Annotated in this window: 15 protein-coding genes and 1 pseudogene; 2 read left to right on the top strand and 14 right to left on the bottom strand. The window is 41.9% G+C overall.

Annotation, left to right across the window (positions count from 1 at the left end):
- Window positions 1-89 precede the first annotated feature (89 nt).
- Window positions 90-1,364 (top strand): stalk domain-containing protein, encoded by a 1,275-nt coding sequence (locus tag V6W81_RS13850; protein WP_338543790.1) that lies wholly within the window; start codon window positions 90-92, stop codon window positions 1,362-1,364.
- 131 nt (window positions 1,365-1,495) lie between these two features.
- Here the strand turns inward: V6W81_RS13850 and V6W81_RS13845 are convergent, their stop codons facing one another.
- From V6W81_RS13845 to V6W81_RS13785, 13 genes and pseudogenes are all read right to left on the bottom strand, one after another.
- Window positions 1,496-1,867, bottom strand: coding sequence for a DUF7674 family protein (locus tag V6W81_RS13845; RefSeq protein WP_338543789.1), 372 nt, complete (start codon window positions 1,865-1,867; stop codon window positions 1,496-1,498).
- Between the two features lie 255 nt (window positions 1,868-2,122).
- A complete protein-coding gene (locus tag V6W81_RS13840) occupies window positions 2,123-2,638 on the bottom strand; it encodes a hypothetical protein (RefSeq protein ID WP_338543788.1) in 516 nt (171 codons plus the stop codon).
- A 787-nt stretch (window positions 2,639-3,425) separates the two neighbouring features.
- On the bottom strand, window positions 3,426-4,106 hold the full coding sequence (locus V6W81_RS13835) for an Imm3 family immunity protein (RefSeq protein WP_338543787.1): 681 nt from the start codon (window positions 4,104-4,106) through the stop codon (window positions 3,426-3,428).
- Window positions 4,103-4,258 (bottom strand): annotated as a pseudogene (locus V6W81_RS13830) (deaminase domain-containing protein); the annotation flags it as partial. The pseudogene V6W81_RS13830 and the gene V6W81_RS13835, both read right to left, overlap by 4 nt.
- Before the next feature lie 210 nt (window positions 4,259-4,468).
- A complete protein-coding gene (locus tag V6W81_RS13825) occupies window positions 4,469-4,801 on the bottom strand; it encodes a hypothetical protein (protein ID WP_338543786.1) in 333 nt (110 codons plus the stop codon).
- A gap of 426 nt (window positions 4,802-5,227) precedes the next feature.
- Window positions 5,228-5,827 (bottom strand): pentapeptide repeat-containing protein, encoded by a 600-nt coding sequence (locus tag V6W81_RS13820; protein WP_338543784.1) that lies wholly within the window; start codon window positions 5,825-5,827, stop codon window positions 5,228-5,230.
- A 217-nt stretch (window positions 5,828-6,044) separates the two neighbouring features.
- Window positions 6,045-6,200 (bottom strand): hypothetical protein, encoded by a 156-nt coding sequence (locus V6W81_RS13815; protein ID WP_338543782.1) that lies wholly within the window; start codon window positions 6,198-6,200, stop codon window positions 6,045-6,047.
- Window positions 6,201-6,358: 158 nt separating this feature from the next.
- The gene (locus tag V6W81_RS13810) at window positions 6,359-6,847 is read right to left on the bottom strand and encodes a hypothetical protein (protein WP_338543781.1); all 489 of its coding nucleotides are present in this window, start codon (window positions 6,845-6,847) and stop codon (window positions 6,359-6,361) included.
- Between the two features lie 2 nt (window positions 6,848-6,849).
- Window positions 6,850-10,173 carry a hypothetical protein gene (locus V6W81_RS13805; protein WP_338543779.1) on the bottom strand — a complete coding sequence of 1,108 codons (3,324 nt, stop codon included), beginning with the start codon at window positions 10,171-10,173 and terminating at the stop codon, window positions 6,850-6,852.
- 22 nt (window positions 10,174-10,195) lie between these two features.
- Complete coding sequence (locus V6W81_RS13800) at window positions 10,196-10,897, bottom strand: PAAR-like protein (RefSeq protein ID WP_338543778.1); 702 nt, start codon at window positions 10,895-10,897, stop codon at window positions 10,196-10,198.
- Window positions 10,869-11,411, bottom strand: a complete 543-nt coding sequence (locus V6W81_RS13795) for a hypothetical protein (RefSeq protein WP_338543777.1) — start codon at window positions 11,409-11,411, stop codon at window positions 10,869-10,871. The genes V6W81_RS13800 and V6W81_RS13795 overlap by 29 nt, the downstream gene beginning before the upstream one ends.
- Before the next feature lie 12 nt (window positions 11,412-11,423).
- Window positions 11,424-12,563 (bottom strand): pentapeptide repeat-containing protein, encoded by a 1,140-nt coding sequence (locus tag V6W81_RS13790; protein WP_338543776.1) that lies wholly within the window; start codon window positions 12,561-12,563, stop codon window positions 11,424-11,426.
- 19 nt (window positions 12,564-12,582) lie between these two features.
- Entirely contained in the window at window positions 12,583-14,166 is a 1,584-nt protein-coding gene (locus tag V6W81_RS13785; RefSeq protein WP_338543775.1) for a contractile injection system protein, VgrG/Pvc8 family, read from the bottom strand.
- 343 nt (window positions 14,167-14,509) lie between these two features.
- Between V6W81_RS13785 and V6W81_RS13780 the strand changes: the two genes are divergently transcribed.
- Entirely contained in the window at window positions 14,510-14,857 is a 348-nt protein-coding gene (locus tag V6W81_RS13780; RefSeq protein ID WP_338543774.1) for an MmcQ/YjbR family DNA-binding protein, read from the top strand.
- 15 nt (window positions 14,858-14,872) lie between these two features.
- Here the strand turns inward: V6W81_RS13780 and V6W81_RS13775 are convergent, their stop codons facing one another.
- Window positions 14,873-15,091 (bottom strand): hypothetical protein, encoded by a 219-nt coding sequence (locus V6W81_RS13775; RefSeq protein WP_338543773.1) that lies wholly within the window; start codon window positions 15,089-15,091, stop codon window positions 14,873-14,875.
- Between the last annotated feature and the right edge of the window lie 10 nt (window positions 15,092-15,101).

The raw sequence follows: 15,101 nt of genomic DNA, 5'->3' as shown, positions 1-15,101 counted from the left end.
TTTTTGCTATACTACGGTAAACTAGATTTCTAGATTTTGTTAATGTATGTTGTCACGAATAATGTGAGAGTTGGAGGTTATAATCAATCATGCTTTATAAGAAAATAATGAAAACAACCGCGGCAACCGTGCTTGCCTTCTCGTTACTTGGTACTCTTCCCAATCTATCAAACATTTCGGCTGCACCGGCAATCACCGTCAAACTAGATAACATCGCTCTGAAATTTGATGCAGCACCCCGCATAGAAAAAGGCGTCACCTACGTTCCGTTCCGGACAGTCGGGGAATCGCTAGGTATTGGTATTCAGTGGAATAGTAAGTCACAGACGGTCAAAGCCGTTGGCAAGGTAAAAGGACAGACAACCGAGGTATTGCTTCAGGTAGGTAGTTCCACGGCAACGGTTAATGGCAAAAAAGTTAAACTCGCTGCTGCACCCGTTCAAAGAGAAGGTCGTGTACTCATCCCGTTAAGCTCATTCAGCAGTCAATTCGGGGTTGGTGTAAAATGGGATCAATCCACACGAACCGTATCTCTTGTCTCGCCGCAGCGCGAGATGCATTTAAGAGCGTTCTATGCGGTGAGAGCTTTCCATGAAATAGATCTTGTGTCTACCATGAACTCCGTTGTGTTTGGCTGGAGTCGGATTGATCGTGAAGGACAATTCACCCTTCAGGGAGATGAATACAACTTCCCTGCTGCAGCCGGTGACATTACACCACAATCCATTGTTGCAGATGCGGCAGATCAAGATATTAAACCTTATCTCATGGTTTATGCTCTTGATGGTAACGGTGAATTAACGAAGGTATTAAGCGACAGTAGTTTGCGGAAGAAGTCGATTGAAGGGATTAGTACGGCGGTTGTGGAGAATGGATTCGGCGGAGTTGTCCTTGACTTTGAAGGATTGGGCTTCAAATTAGATCCGGTGCAGCAGCAGAAGTTGCTGAATAATTATGTTAAAGAATTGAAGGCTTCCCTAGGAGCAGACATCTCCCTATCATTAGCGGTGCCTCCATTAAATAGTGCATACAAGGGTTATGATTACAAAACACTCGCTGCCACAGCCGATGATCTGATCATCATGGCTTATCAGTTCAACCCTGTTGGTACCGACGCCCAAGTACCTGAACCTAACAGCCTTGTGCAGAAAGCAATTGAGTTAGCGCTGCAAGCAGGTGTCCCGAAGGAAAAACTGTTGCTAGGTATCAGCTTAAATAGTGAAACCCCATCTTCTGTTGATGATAAGCTCGGACTCGCAAAACGTTATGACCTGAAAGGCGCAGCCTTCTGGCGTCTAGGTTTGTTCCGTCTCTACAACGATCAGATGGAAGATGCTGTGGGTGCTTCTGTTGTTAAAGAATAAGAGCCTTGGGTACTTGTAAACAGATTGTAATATTGAATATCGGTGGGCATCTCTTGTTTACGAGGGGATGCTCTTTTTTTGTATTATTAACTTTGTAGAGTTAGTGGATTTCATAGAAGCATCTATCGACCTTAGACGTTCCTACCTATGGCTCTATCAGCTTCGATTTGAAGTTGTGTCGTTGCAGGTCCCATGTATTGCTGTGCGGTTGATAGAATCGATCTATCATTACCGAGTACCTCTAATGCCGTAATTGATAAAAGATTTATCAAGTGAGCATCTCCACAAGTAGATACTTCTTCAAAATAGTCAAAAATTCGTTCTAACAAACTGATGTTACTTTCTTCGCTTAGCAGTTTTATAATCTCGGGCATGAAGATATCCTCAATAATTATAGTTTCAAGTACTTCACCGTATGTAGAAATTGATTCTCTATATGCAGCATCTGTTGACGGTAAGAAATCTATGATTTTTCTAAAAAATTCTTCTGATTTTTCACTCATAGTTACCAATTCCTTTACTAAAATAGTAGGATGACACTTAAGCATTTGCTGGGCGTTGATACGAGAGTAAAAGAACGTTTATCTTCTGGGTCGAATTTTAGGTTAATTCGGCACAGGATGGTGTATTTTTGTTAATATAATTTTATTTTTAGCTTATTGTGATGTACAAAAAAGAAACAACAATACGGCGGATAGCTCGTATTGTGAATTTTATTGATTGTATTGAAAGATAATTATATGATTTTTTTACAATAATCACCTATTCAAAACATCTTTATCAATCACATCTAGATAACTCTCACTAATATCCTCTGGTTCAAACAAACTAGACTCCGAAGATACAAATCGCGAACAAGTTAATCCCCCAATAATCAACAGTCCCTTATCATATTGTATTCTGCCCCCTCTTTCAAATAGCTTTATTATGGGTAAGTATAGCTCCTTGAACTGAACAGCAATTGGTACACCCTCCCCTATTAAATAAGCCCATTCTAAATAATGTTTACACACTTCTCTGACAAAAATACCTTCTACATTTTGGAGTGATTCCATACATTTTTCTAATACTTTTTCAGGTAATTGCATATCGATTAATTCCATAGCATTAAATACTATTGTTCTCATCGAATCTTTGTGAAGATAATCATAAAATAATGAGCTTCTTCTCAGGTGCTCAGATAATAACGCATAATACGAAGGTCTTTTAAACTCAATATGGCTCCAATCAATATTTTGAATAATACATTTAGCTTCTTCAAATACCTTATTCATCTTTTCCCTCCATACTATCTAAAACTTTCTCTTATCCCCCTCAAAAGTCACCTGGTTGAGGATATGTTAAATCATGGACACCAGAAGGTTCTCCATCTAATGGTTTACTATTCTTAATTGACTCAATTTTACGAAGAGGTATTCCTTCTTGCATTAGCTTATTTTTTGTTAACTCATTATCGGCTAGTTTTCTAAAACTTTTAGTTTCTTAAAACGGTAGCAATTTCATAGAATGACACAGGTATTTAGTATATTACCTTTATGTCCAATATCTTAAGTTCATAGGGAGATTATACGGTTCGAAAGATATTGAGAAAAGATCGCGAAAAACAGATCAATTATGGTGGTATCTGACCATGATCGACCTAACCAGTGCAACGGAATAACCTTATTGAGGTTTTGATACTAAAGGATTGATGCGCATACAACCAAAATAATTAAATATCAGGTTCATTCGGCAGAGGGTGAGATATTTTAATAGCCGAAACTTGCGTTTTATAGTATTAGCGGTGGATAAAATGAAACCATACCTGTTGGTTAGCTTGAATTGTGACGTTAACTGTAAAGTTGTCTCAAACCAATCATTATCTAGTAATCCAAAGTAGCATCACTAATATCTTCTGACTCCACCGCACTCATTTCTGCAGTAAGCATAAATATCAATTGGTATTTTTATGCCATACATATCTGCAGCGCTAAAAATTGCCAATCCTGTTCTGGGTTTTTGATTTAAAAATCATAAAATTGAGAAGTTCTTCTTAAGAACCAAAATTTTGTTCTTAAACTCCTAAACTTTACTTAACACTTCCTTAATCCGGATAGAAAGATCAAACTTCTCGGATTCTGTTAATAGTTGACCTATTTCGTTCATATCAAACCGCTCTAATTCGATTTTCAAACTCAAAAATTTATTCTCTGTTTTAATGCTATGTCTAATGAGCAGTTCGGCGAGTGTTGTTTTAACAACAATATTCTCGCTCCACGTACTCCTACATTCACGCTCAAACCTTTCCTCTATTTTCTCAATTATCTCACTTGCATCGTTCGTGTTAACAAAAATTTCTATAAAGTAGTTCTTTACTTCCTTTTCCATTTCATTGTAATACCATCTTGCAAACGGACTATGATCAACAGGAATACTTTCTATCCCATCAAGCACCATATCTCTTCGTTCTAATATGTCTTGATACTCATCAGAGGTTGTTTCAAGTTGTAACTTTTCTAAATCTAAGTCCTTCAGCAGATTAACTATCCTCTCTTTTGAATTTATAAAAATTTTTGAATGTGTTAAATAAATCCTTCCTTCTGCAATGACAACTACCGCTTTCTCCATTTCGCCTCTTTTTTGTACACCGAAGTATGCCTCAGATGTACAGACGAGTGCTTCAGCATTGCTTATTCCCTGACTCTTGAAATCAAAATATCTTTCATAAAATGCACCGAATAATGCCTCATAATTTCGTTTCATATTTTGGTCCCCTTTAAGAATTCTTTCTTTGGAATTACTAATTCACCGCCGTTATGAATTACTTCAATATCAATATTTGAGTAATCTTTATGAAACCTCTCAATAACTCTACTACAGCTTGCACACGTATATAATTTTATTTTTCCACTAGCCTTTAAAGGGTCAGGTAATTAATCCAATCACCTTTCCCTGCCTCCGTCTCTTTCCAGAAGTTCTGCTATCGGCTATTTTGAGGCAAAGGCTTGGTAGGTTTACTGAACGATACATGAGGTGAGCCATCCATCGCGAGCTTTGAACCGGGAAGGCGATTTTTCGCACGATTCAGCGTATCAGAAGCAACATCCGTGATGTTATCCGCTGTTTTATTCAGGTTTTGTCTTCGCTTGTTGTTTCCACGCCGTCCAGTTACTATCTAATGCCGACATGTTCTTGCTATTAATCAGCTTATCCGCGGCTTTATTCAACCCATGTTTGGCCAAGATCGCCAGATTGACGAACATCAGAGCGACACCCAGATCATCCAGCATCTTCTGATCCATTCCAAGAAACCTAGGATTGGTGTACGCGTTTCCGTTCTTCAGGTCATTCAGTTTCTGGACATTCACAACAATCATCGTTGCACCTATAGCTGCATCTGCAGCAGCGAAGACATACAGAGAGAGCCCGCCTGATGGGATCGCAGATATGATAGCCACCACTCCAAAAATAATATTGAATTGGATAACCTAATAGTCTTGATCTCCTCCCCAACGATAAGTCGGGAACTCCGAAGAATATACGAGGGGCATCCATTGTGTCATCTGGCAAAATAACGGTACCCACACCCAGCAGGCCGCTCCATACAATTGCCAGTCCGTCTCCTCGTATTGCAGTAGTAGAGGCTCCGATGGTTACCTGATCACTTGTCACCATGTTCTGGGCATCTCCGCCAATATAATTCCCAGCCAATTGGCGTACTTTTATGGGAAATAAAGACATAAGAAACAGGTTGATCATGGTGGTGTCTGACCATGATCAACCTGTTTGATGAAACGGAGAACCGAGGTTTAGTTAATAGAATAAAATATTTGATGTGAGTAAAAGCAAAATGGATTAGCTCATCGATTGTGTGAAGTAGAGCATCACATACAATTTTCAAAAATCCATCTTTTAGCTTGTTCTTTTTCTAAAGTTAAAGGATGCTCGGGAGATCCAATATTTATGCTAATAATATTAGCTTTCTCAATCCCCTTTACATTTCTAAAACTTGCTCCATTAACTAAAACATCTTCAAAAAAGGAATCTTCAATATTAGCATTATCTAGTACTGAATCTCTAAAGTCTACACTACTAAAATAACAAATATTTAATTCAGCGTTTGATAGATCAGCGCCAAAAAAGACCGTCTCTTCGCTCTCACAATCTGTAAATCTAGCATTTTTAAGATTACTATTACTAAAATCGGCATAAGATACATTTGCTTTATAGAAATTAGCATCCTTTAACCAAGCATTTCTAAACGTTGAAGAACAAACCCATGTTAAAATGAAATTACCCACTTCAAAGTTCACGCTATCAAATGAACAGCCAATCAATCTAGCTTCCTTCAGGGAGAACTTTGACAAATCAATAAACTCTAAATTTATTTCGTCAAGTATTAACTTCTTTCCGTCTTCGCCTGCTGATTCCAACCATATTTGATGTGACTCTAACTTTGCGATTATATTTTTTTCAATTTCCATTCTATCCCTCACCTTAATTTAAGGATACCAAATTACTTTATCAACTAACCCTCCCTTGACAATAGCCTCTTTTCGTTGCTCTATATGCTCTGCGATTAGTTCTCTGGAATCAATTATTATATAGATATATTTATTCAATTTTTTATACATATTCTCTAGTGTAGTTTTTACGCTAAATGCTCACTTATTGGGATCGGTGTAACCATTAGGGAAGGAATCATAACTTAGGTGATAATTCGTCATAAAATTTAGTGCCACCAGAGTCACTTTTTATTCTGCCTAGATCTCCTCTTTCTGCTACAGCTAAACCTACTTCTCTTTCCTTTCTCCCTTGGTCATCTAAAATATGTCCACTATCTGGATCTGTAGCCAAGTCATCTAACTCTTCTTGAGTTCTTCCTCCAGTATATTTTCCGTTATTATCATAAAGCTCAGATTTATTATATTCACCCGTTCATCCAGTTTCCTTGCTAAATCTCCTTTACCTGCCTTCGTCTCTTTCCAGAAGTTTTGTTGTCGACTATTTTGCGCTCAACCATTATCTAGTGCATCCAAGGTTTCATCACTAATATCTAGTGGCTTCTGTTCCTCCCAAGCAACATCTGCAATTTTAATAGAAGTACCGTTTATATAAATAAATCCTTCCCTTCTATAGAAATAGCCACCTCGTTCATAGAGCTTCATTACTGGTTCAAACAAATCCTTATTATTCATAGCAATTGGATTCTTTTCATCAATAAGAGCACATAATTCGAGATAACTTGTAATTAGTGCTCTATGGTAAGAGTTATCTATTTCACTGACTACTTCAATCATCTCAATGTTTTCTTGTGGCTCAGTGATCGAATTGGAAATCATAATAAAAGGAGGTACACAAGTACCTGGATGATTTTTTAGAAATATAGTTGCTCTTCTCAAATACTCGCGACACAAATAACTTTGTGACTTAGATTCCTGTTCCCCAAGACAGCTCCAATCTATTACGGATATACGTTTAATGGCTTGATTTAAATATTTCACATTTATTCTCCTTTTTCTCTTTCTAGTTGTTTTTCTATCTTACCTTGTTCTTTTAAATTATAGCTAAACGCTCCATCAAACTCACCTTTAGGTTGCGGGTCAGCTGCGTCGTGTGCTCCTGGAGGAAAAGATCCAAATCTATTTTCGTCAGGATTGTATGCACCTGGATTCTTATATGCATGCCCCTGCTTCATATGTTCAATTTCCGTAAGTTCATGCCTAATCATTTGCTGCAACCACTCTTTCTGTGACTGTGTTAATTCTTTCTCTTTTTGTGCTTGCTTCCATGCGTAACCAAAATCCGCATCGGGTGTAAACTGTCCTACTCTATAGCTCTTATCATCCAATGGTATTTTATGTGAATCAAAAAAGATATGTTGCTTCACTAGTTTGATTTCCTCTAGTGAAAAGCCAGTATTTCTTGCAACCTGTTGAACATCTTCCATACCCACACTTCTAATCTCATCATAGTGCTTAGAGGCAAGCAAATAATTTGCTTTATCAGGTATAGTTCCAAAGGTCGGTTCGTAATTATCTACACGAGTGTATTTACTCCAATCAACCTTTGGAATATTAACTAAATCTTCACCCGTTCCCCCATCCAGTTTCCTCGCTAAATCCCCCTTACCTGCCTCCGTCTCTTTCCAGAAGTTCTGCTGTCGGCTATTTTGCGGCAAAGGCTTGGTAGGTTTACTGAAGGATACATGAGGTGAGCCATCCATGGCGAGCTTAGAGCCGGGAAGGCGATTCTTCGCACGATTCAGCGCATCAGAAGCAACATCCGTGATGTTACCCGCTGTTTTATTCAAGTTCGTCTTCGCTTGTTGTTTCCACGCCGTCCAGTTACTATCTAGTGCCGACATGTTCTTGCTATTGATCAGCTTATCCGCGGCTTTATTCAACCCATGTTTGGCCAAGATCGCCAGATTGACGAACATCAGAGCGACTCCGAGATCATCCAGAATCTTCTGATCCATTCCAAGAAACGTAGGATTGGTGTACGCGTTTCCGTTTTTCAGGTCATTCAGTTTCTGGACATTCACAACAATCATCGTTGCACCTATAGCTGCATCTGCAGCAGCTAGGACATACAGAGAGAGCCCGCCTGATGGGATCGCGGATATGATGGCCACCACGCCAAAAATAATATTGAATTGGGCAATCATCATCTGGGGATCTACTATCAACACTTGGAACGTGTATCTGGATAAGTATACCGTTTTTTGCGTTTGTTTGCTTAAATAATCCGGTTTTTGCGGAATGACATGTTCCAGCTCCATCTGATCGAGCCATGGACGGATAGATTTAAAGGCATCTCCAAGACCGGTGGACTCCATGAACTGCTCACCCAGACTCTTTTTCCCACTTGAAGATCCTTGCCCAGAAGAGCGCTGTCCACTTAGTACCGGAGGTGCGGGTAGCATCGCTTGGATTTGGGCTTCCGTTTTCCCTGCCCTTTCTCCTGTTGCCCGAATCTCTTTCGATTGTTGCTGCCAATTGTAAATCTTCGTACGGTTCTGATTCATCTCCTTGTATTCCTGTTGCTGCTGCGCCAGTTCCACTTGTTTTTGCTCTTTGCTTTTCTTTTCGGGTTCAGCGGCAGGTTGATTCACGTACTTGTTCTGATAGACCGTTTTCTGTTCATCCGGCGTTTTACTGCTCATCCAGTCCTTCGCCTGATTCGCTAGTCCAGGATCACTCTGAGCTGTCTGTGCAACCTGACTGCGAATATCAGCGCGCTGTGCATCTGTTAACTGAACTGCCGTTTTCAAATTCATCGACAGATCGATTTCCTGCTTCATAATTTCGCCATCTGCCAGCATATCCAGATACAGCTCTTCCAGTTCTTCATCGGTCAGCAATTCCGCAAAATCGACTTCGATCTTCTGGAAATCCACCTTTTTGCTCTGAATGCCCACCCGGTTGCCACTAAGGACGACATATTGATCCACATTCGTCTGCAAGACAATCTGCTGCTCTGCTTGAATTTTGAATGATTCCAGCATGCCTTTGTCGTTACCTGAACCCGCCTCAATCTGACTACTCGCCACCACGAGCAGATCTTCCGTCGCGTTCAGGCTAATGTTTCCCGCATCCAGATGCAGACTGACGCTTCCTTTCTTGAACAATACGCCATCGTCGCCAAGCTGCATACGCGCTTCGCCTGGCATCTCGAACACTTTGGTTGCTGGCTTATGGAATACAGTCCGGCTTTTCATATCGTCGCTACCACCGCGAACAGAATTGATAGCCATAGACTGTTTCTCTGTCCCACTGGGGAAATATACTTTGATGCGTGCCCCTTCATCTGGCAAACAGTGAAAGATGTTGTTGCCTTCCCCTGAATACGGAAACCACCAGTTGCCTTGCTCATCATGTTGGTCGTCGATGTCCAGATGCACTTTCACCATGTTATTCGCCCGTTTCACGACACGCCCTTCCAGCGATCTACCCTGAAGTTGCTCATTCCGTCGGGATTTGCGTCGTAGGCTTCGTCTTTGGACGAACAAGTATTCATATCTAACTCTGCCAGCGTTATAGCTAATGACGGATTCGGACACGACCCAGATCTGACCTTTGAAAGAGACATCATCGCCTACTTGGCAGAATTGTTCACTTGTCACGCGGTAACGGACAAAGTCAGACTCAGTTACCTTCTTCGCATCATCACCTTCCGCATGTGCCTTCAGTTGCTCATACTGTGCTCGATCTTTCATCGCCGTGTACCGAATAGCCTTGATCTCCTGCCCCCACGATAAATCCGGGACTCCGAAGAATATACGAGGGGCATCCATTGTAACATCCGGCAAGATGACGGTACCCACACGGGCTGCGAGTCGCTTCATGAATTGCCAGTCCGTCTCCTCATATTGCACAAGCAAGGCTCCGATCGATGCCTGATCACTGGTCGCCATGTTCTGGGCATCTCCTCCATGGTACTTTCCAGCCAACTGGCGCACAGCATCAGTATATGTCAGACGTTTGTTCTGATAGGAACGGCTCTGGGGTGTCATATCCATCACGTAGCTACGCGAAAGTGCATGCACCTCAACAAGCGGGATGCCATCCTCCATCTGGATGTCTACCTTGATAATCCCCCCAGCAAACCAGCTTTCCGGTCTTGCATCCGTAATCTTTTGTATAACCAAACTATCCTCAAAGCTGCTATGTATCAAGCATTGCTCTGCTTCCTCTTCGCTCATGCGAGCTATAAATACACATTTGGCATGCGTGTTAAAGGCTCTCTCAATTCGAAAACTACGCAGCTCCTTGATGTTATATGGCCATGTTAATTCATAGCCATCTCCTTGATAAGTTAATTCCATATCTCATCTCCCCCTTTAGAAACTACCTAGCTGAAAATTGAGGGGGAGCTGGATCCATGCCATTGGTAAGTAAGCTGATTTTCCCACCGCATTTGCAATACAAGCAAGATTTGCTCGTTAATGCGGGTACCCCTTGAATAGATACATTGGAACTCCCATTTGTCCACTTTGTCGTTGCTCCAGTCAATGCATCCAATAATGAATTAGACATGGGTAGTGAGACCATAGCGCTAAGTTGGGCTGTAGCTTGAGCGGTAAACGGGGCTTGTGCTGGTGCAGATGCTGAAGCTGTAGGCATCAAATCTGGTGCACATGGGAATACAGCCTTACCGAATGTTAGCTCTAGTGGATCTGGATCAATGATATGTGGAAGGGCAGCGTAATCTCCAATTAGCTTTTCCGCTGTCTTCATGGGATGTAGCTCACTTCTACAGTATCCGAAAGAATACAGATTCCCATCAATGTTTTCTCCCATCTTGGTACAAGGCACGCCGTGCATAACTCTTGGCTCCGATGTTGACGTCACGCAGTCGTCCACTGTTAGCATTGGACTCCCATTGATATAAACACCATTAGGCTCCAGCTTGTTAAGCACATCCTCATGTGTTCCAAATGTACAATACATATAAGCACCTGCGGTTACATAGGTATCCTCACTTCTCCAAGGTGAGCTTAGCAACTCACCTAGCGTACCTTTATCTAGTACCGTATCTATAATCCCCATCTAGTTCTCCTCCTGTTATCTGAATCGGTCTCACGATTAACCCGTATATTCCTGCTTTTAATAACTTCTCGGCTACTTCAAGTCCTACGATCGTCAGATATGAACGGTAATACGGGACGCACCATATGGAGCTTTCGCTCAAGCCTTGATGTCCAAGATCTATACCGTTCACTTGTCCGGCTTGAACCTGAACTGCCTCGGGTGCCATCCAGCTCACTTGAGGTAACTCGATCCATTCATAGAACGTCTGGTTCTGCTGCTCCAGATTCATGACCACTATGCGTTTGCGATGAAGATCTGATTCCATTTTGAGCATGATGCGAGATAGCTCTTCCACATACAGTTGTATAGGATAGTGGTTCACGATACATGGGGATGTAAACACCTCACCTTGTTTTACATACACCATTTCTTCATCTGCTGTCTGTTCATACCCCCGAAGCATCCGTTCCGGCCATTGAATAGCCCCTTGCTGCGGGAGTCGGCGGTCATATTCGATGATATAGTACTCCATAACGCTAGCCTCCTAAGCCTCAACCCATTCTACGGAAGCTCGTTGCTCAGAGGTCAGTTCAACCCGAAACCGATCCTGTACAAGCATCCGGCTACCTGAGAGATCTGCTCCTGTAAAATTCACCTGCTCTAGTTCTGCGCCCGTAAAATCACCAGCAATCCTAGCGTACCTAAATGTGGCATGGCTTAGATTCGCTCCCTGAAATCGAAGTCCATGAATACCGTAGATCAGTCCATGCGTCTCTATGAATGTATCCCGTTCACTCCATGCGCCATCGAAGTTGGCACCTGTAAGGTTACAATCTCGAAAGTCTGTATCAAGAAGTAGTGTTTGCCCGTAGTTGGACTGTGCACATTGACAACGTTCAAATCGTGTGCCTAGTAAGCTTGCACCTTCAAAGCTGCTTCCACTCAAATCCACTTCCTCGAATCTCGCATGATTGAAATCTAGTTCTGCATAATTTCCGTTACAGAGATTAACATCAGCGATATGTTCATAGATATATTCATTCGGTAGCCTGCTTTCCAGCCAACCTTTGCACGCAATAGAGCTTCTCTGTAATCCGTTGAAACGATATACCGATTCCGTTACTTCGTGATCCTGATACTCTCCCACACGAACTTCGAACTGTACCTCTTTTCTGATTGCTTCAAATGAATCCATTGTACGGATCGTATCCATAGCATGACGAACAGCAAGAACCATATAAACGTGAAAAGGATAGAGCTGATTTGCTTGCCATGCCTCTAATGCGGCCTGATCAATCCGATTCATATACCGTCTGCGACCATCCTCGCATTCCTCAATCCATTGATCCATAAAGCTGTAGATCCAGCTCGCATCATATAAAAATCCATTGACAGGCACTTCACCTTCTTGACGTCTGTCACTCGCGTGCAGCATGTAGGCAGGATCGCCTTGAATGAGCCTTGTCCGCATCAACGATACGTGTATGGTGCTGCACGACTGAAGCTCCCCGCGCTCTTGCTGCAGCAAAATTTGTTCGCATAGCGCACCGAATAGCGGAACGAAACCTTTCACGATCTCTGATTTATTCGCATTGTAATATTCATGAAGCTTATGTACTTTGGCGTTTCGCAGCGGCAATGCCTCTTGTTCCAGAAACTGCTGCCATAGTTCCATCTGATGCATGGGTCCATCCTCCGCATTTTTACTGATTCATTAATATTTCGATTCCTTTGATCACGACCTGTCCTTGATCAATGGTTAAACCGCCATTACCGTCTTTGGTAGACATATCAATCTGATTCGCCTGAAGGGTCACCGTCTCTGCTACTAATTCCACTTGTTTACTGGCCTGTAGCGTGATTTTGTTCTCGCAATTAAGAATAATCGTTCCAGCACTGGTCAAGGTCAGCGTTGCCCCTCCGGTCGAGCCGGTAATCGTGATGCGATCCTCTTCAAAAGTAATCTTCTGACCCGTCGGTGTTAGAAGGAACTTCGTATTGGGATTCGCCATCAGATCTTCTTTCAGATCCTTATCAAAATTCACAACTGGCTGCAGCTGTTGCTGCTGTACAATCGTTGTCGTTCCACCACCTGCCCCACTGCTATTTCCACTTCCGCTCCCACCTGTATGCGAGGATGCCCCCGATCCTGAGGACACCGCACTTGCCATATCTTTCTCCGCAGGTAGTTTTTGACGAACAGAGCTTAATGCAATGCCTTCGTTTTCTCTCGCATTGGGAAAATAGAGCCGGATACTATCACCTTTCTCAGGCATGCAATACCAGCCAGTCTGATCATCCGATGCATACATCGTGGAGTATGGGAACAGATAGGCTGTCGCCAGGCTCCACTCCTGATCGCTATCAAGATGAACCTGAACCTCGTCTCTCACCACACCCATGATATTTCCGGAGATGGACGCACCCACCAAACGGGAGTTGTAACGCTTGCGGCGATATGCAGATGCTTTGTGGCCAAGCACATAATGATGTAAAAGCAACCCCTTTTTCATCTCAGTCCGAATTTCGAACACATATAGTGAATGTCCTTTGAACTGCACTTGATCCCCAAGCTGGAGCACCCGATCACGTACCTGTACTTCATAACGGATATAATCCTTTTCGTTGATATCACTCGTCCCTAACTTAGCTTCTTTCTGATAAGCGAGCATATCTTTATACATTCGGTAGTGTGTCGCTTCCAGCTTGCCGGCATCCCGTTGTTCAGGCAGCCCAAGATAGATACGAATGCGTTCCTCCGTAGATACGGGAACAAGAACCGTATGATAATGTGACGCAAGTCTCTTCAGGAATTCCCAATCCGTTTCTTGATATTGCAGTGTATACGCACCCAGCTTTTTTTTCTCAATGAAGGTGTTGAAGACTTGTCCATCCGGATAGGACCCACTAATCTTCTGCATAACGTCAGGAATCAACATACTTATATTTTGATAGGAACGTGTTTTGCGCCGAAGATCCATAGCATGCGAATGGGACACAGCTTCCGCTTCAAGCCAGTACACCTTGTTCTCCACCTTCACATGTAGCTTCAAAATAATTCCGTGAAATAAACGTTGCTTTTGACCCTGCTCGTCCGTATAGAACAATTCAACTGGCGTACTCTCGTCCGCCATTCGTACGTACTGTTCTTCCTTCTCTTCCGGAATCACTCCAGTGAAAGTAAGCTTGCCATGATCATGAACTTTCATGAGTAAAGTTACTTCATGGATTCGGATATCAAACGGCTGAATCTGCAATTGTTCATAACTAACTGTTACTAGAGACATATTCCTCACTCACCACCTATTTTCTTAGTTGTATTAATTTTCTATTTATCGACTTTATAAGTAAAATATTTAATGGATTTTGTTAATTTTCATTAAAAAGGATAAAAATAAGACTTTATGTACATATGATGTATTCGTATCCACGCACAAAAATGAAGCAGTATCACTACTGCCCCTTCTTCTTGCCCATTTAATTATTTTCGTCTTTAACCAGCCTACTTAGCACTTTTATCCCAGTCTTTCCACCCATTAATTCATAGTAGATGAGCATCTGTTATACTATGGTTAATGAGTTTTAGCTTGAACCTAATATATGATGCCTATAAAGGAGATCTACTTTTGCATGAACAATATCATTAAATACTGCCTTACGAAAAAAGGTGCAGAAAAAGACTTTCCTTTTGGACCAGACATCCTAGTAATCAAGGTTGCTGGGAAAATGTTTGCACTCATTTTTGAAAGCAGACATACGATAAACCTTAAATGTGATCCGGTTATTGCGGAAAATTTGAGAGAACAGCATGAGAATATACAGCCAGGATATCATATGAACAAAAAACACTGGAACACCGTTCTGATCAATGAATCTATGGATGAGTCCGATGTATTTCCTATGATTGATCATTCTTATGATCTGGTCTTCGGTAAACTTCCCAAAAGTACCCGAGAAGCGATCATGATGAGGATTTAGTCCTCGCTGCGAAGTTCATTTCATGAACTTGTCTACCTTCCCGAACAAAAGTTTGATCCACTGCGTCGGGCCAGGCAGACTGGGCAGAAACAACAAAGTTAGAGCAAGCATCGCTGACAGTAGTGTAATGCCTCCTGCGACGATTCTTGCTTTTTTCTGTGCGCTACTGCGCCACTCCCCATACACCATAGCTGCTGTCAGTAGACAGATTCCTACGACAGATATGAACTTCATGCGCTCTATT

Origin of the sequence: Paenibacillus tundrae, from assembly GCF_036884255.1 — a bacterium.
Classification (GTDB): domain Bacteria; phylum Bacillota; class Bacilli; order Paenibacillales; family Paenibacillaceae; genus Paenibacillus.
Note: the sequence above shows the minus strand (reverse complement) of the source record. Positions and strands in the feature narration are given on the sequence as shown.

Coding starts and splice junctions, on each gene's coding strand:
- V6W81_RS13845 (WP_338543789.1), bottom strand. CDS start 1,867: ATGAGTGAAAAATCAGAAGAATTTTTTAGAAAAATCATAGATTTCTTA.
- V6W81_RS13835 (WP_338543787.1), bottom strand. CDS start 4,106: ATGAAACGAAATTATGAGGCATTATTCGGTGCATTTTATGAAAGATAT.
- V6W81_RS13790 (WP_338543776.1), bottom strand. CDS start 12,563: ATGCATCAGATGGAACTATGGCAGCAGTTTCTGGAACAAGAGGCATTG.
- V6W81_RS13850 (WP_338543790.1), top strand. CDS start 90: ATGCTTTATAAGAAAATAATGAAAACAACCGCGGCAACCGTGCTTGCC.
- V6W81_RS13780 (WP_338543774.1), top strand. CDS start 14,510: ATGAACAATATCATTAAATACTGCCTTACGAAAAAAGGTGCAGAAAAA.
- V6W81_RS13805 (WP_338543779.1), bottom strand. CDS start 10,173: ATGGAATTAACTTATCAAGGAGATGGCTATGAATTAACATGGCCATAT.
- V6W81_RS13775 (WP_338543773.1), bottom strand. CDS start 15,091: ATGAAGTTCATATCTGTCGTAGGAATCTGTCTACTGACAGCAGCTATG.
- V6W81_RS13820 (WP_338543784.1), bottom strand. CDS start 5,827: ATGGAAATTGAAAAAAATATAATCGCAAAGTTAGAGTCACATCAAATA.
- V6W81_RS13795 (WP_338543777.1), bottom strand. CDS start 11,411: ATGGAGTACTATATCATCGAATATGACCGCCGACTCCCGCAGCAAGGG.
- V6W81_RS13800 (WP_338543778.1), bottom strand. CDS start 10,897: ATGGGGATTATAGATACGGTACTAGATAAAGGTACGCTAGGTGAGTTG.
- V6W81_RS13840 (WP_338543788.1), bottom strand. CDS start 2,638: ATGAATAAGGTATTTGAAGAAGCTAAATGTATTATTCAAAATATTGAT.
- V6W81_RS13785 (WP_338543775.1), bottom strand. CDS start 14,166: ATGTCTCTAGTAACAGTTAGTTATGAACAATTGCAGATTCAGCCGTTT.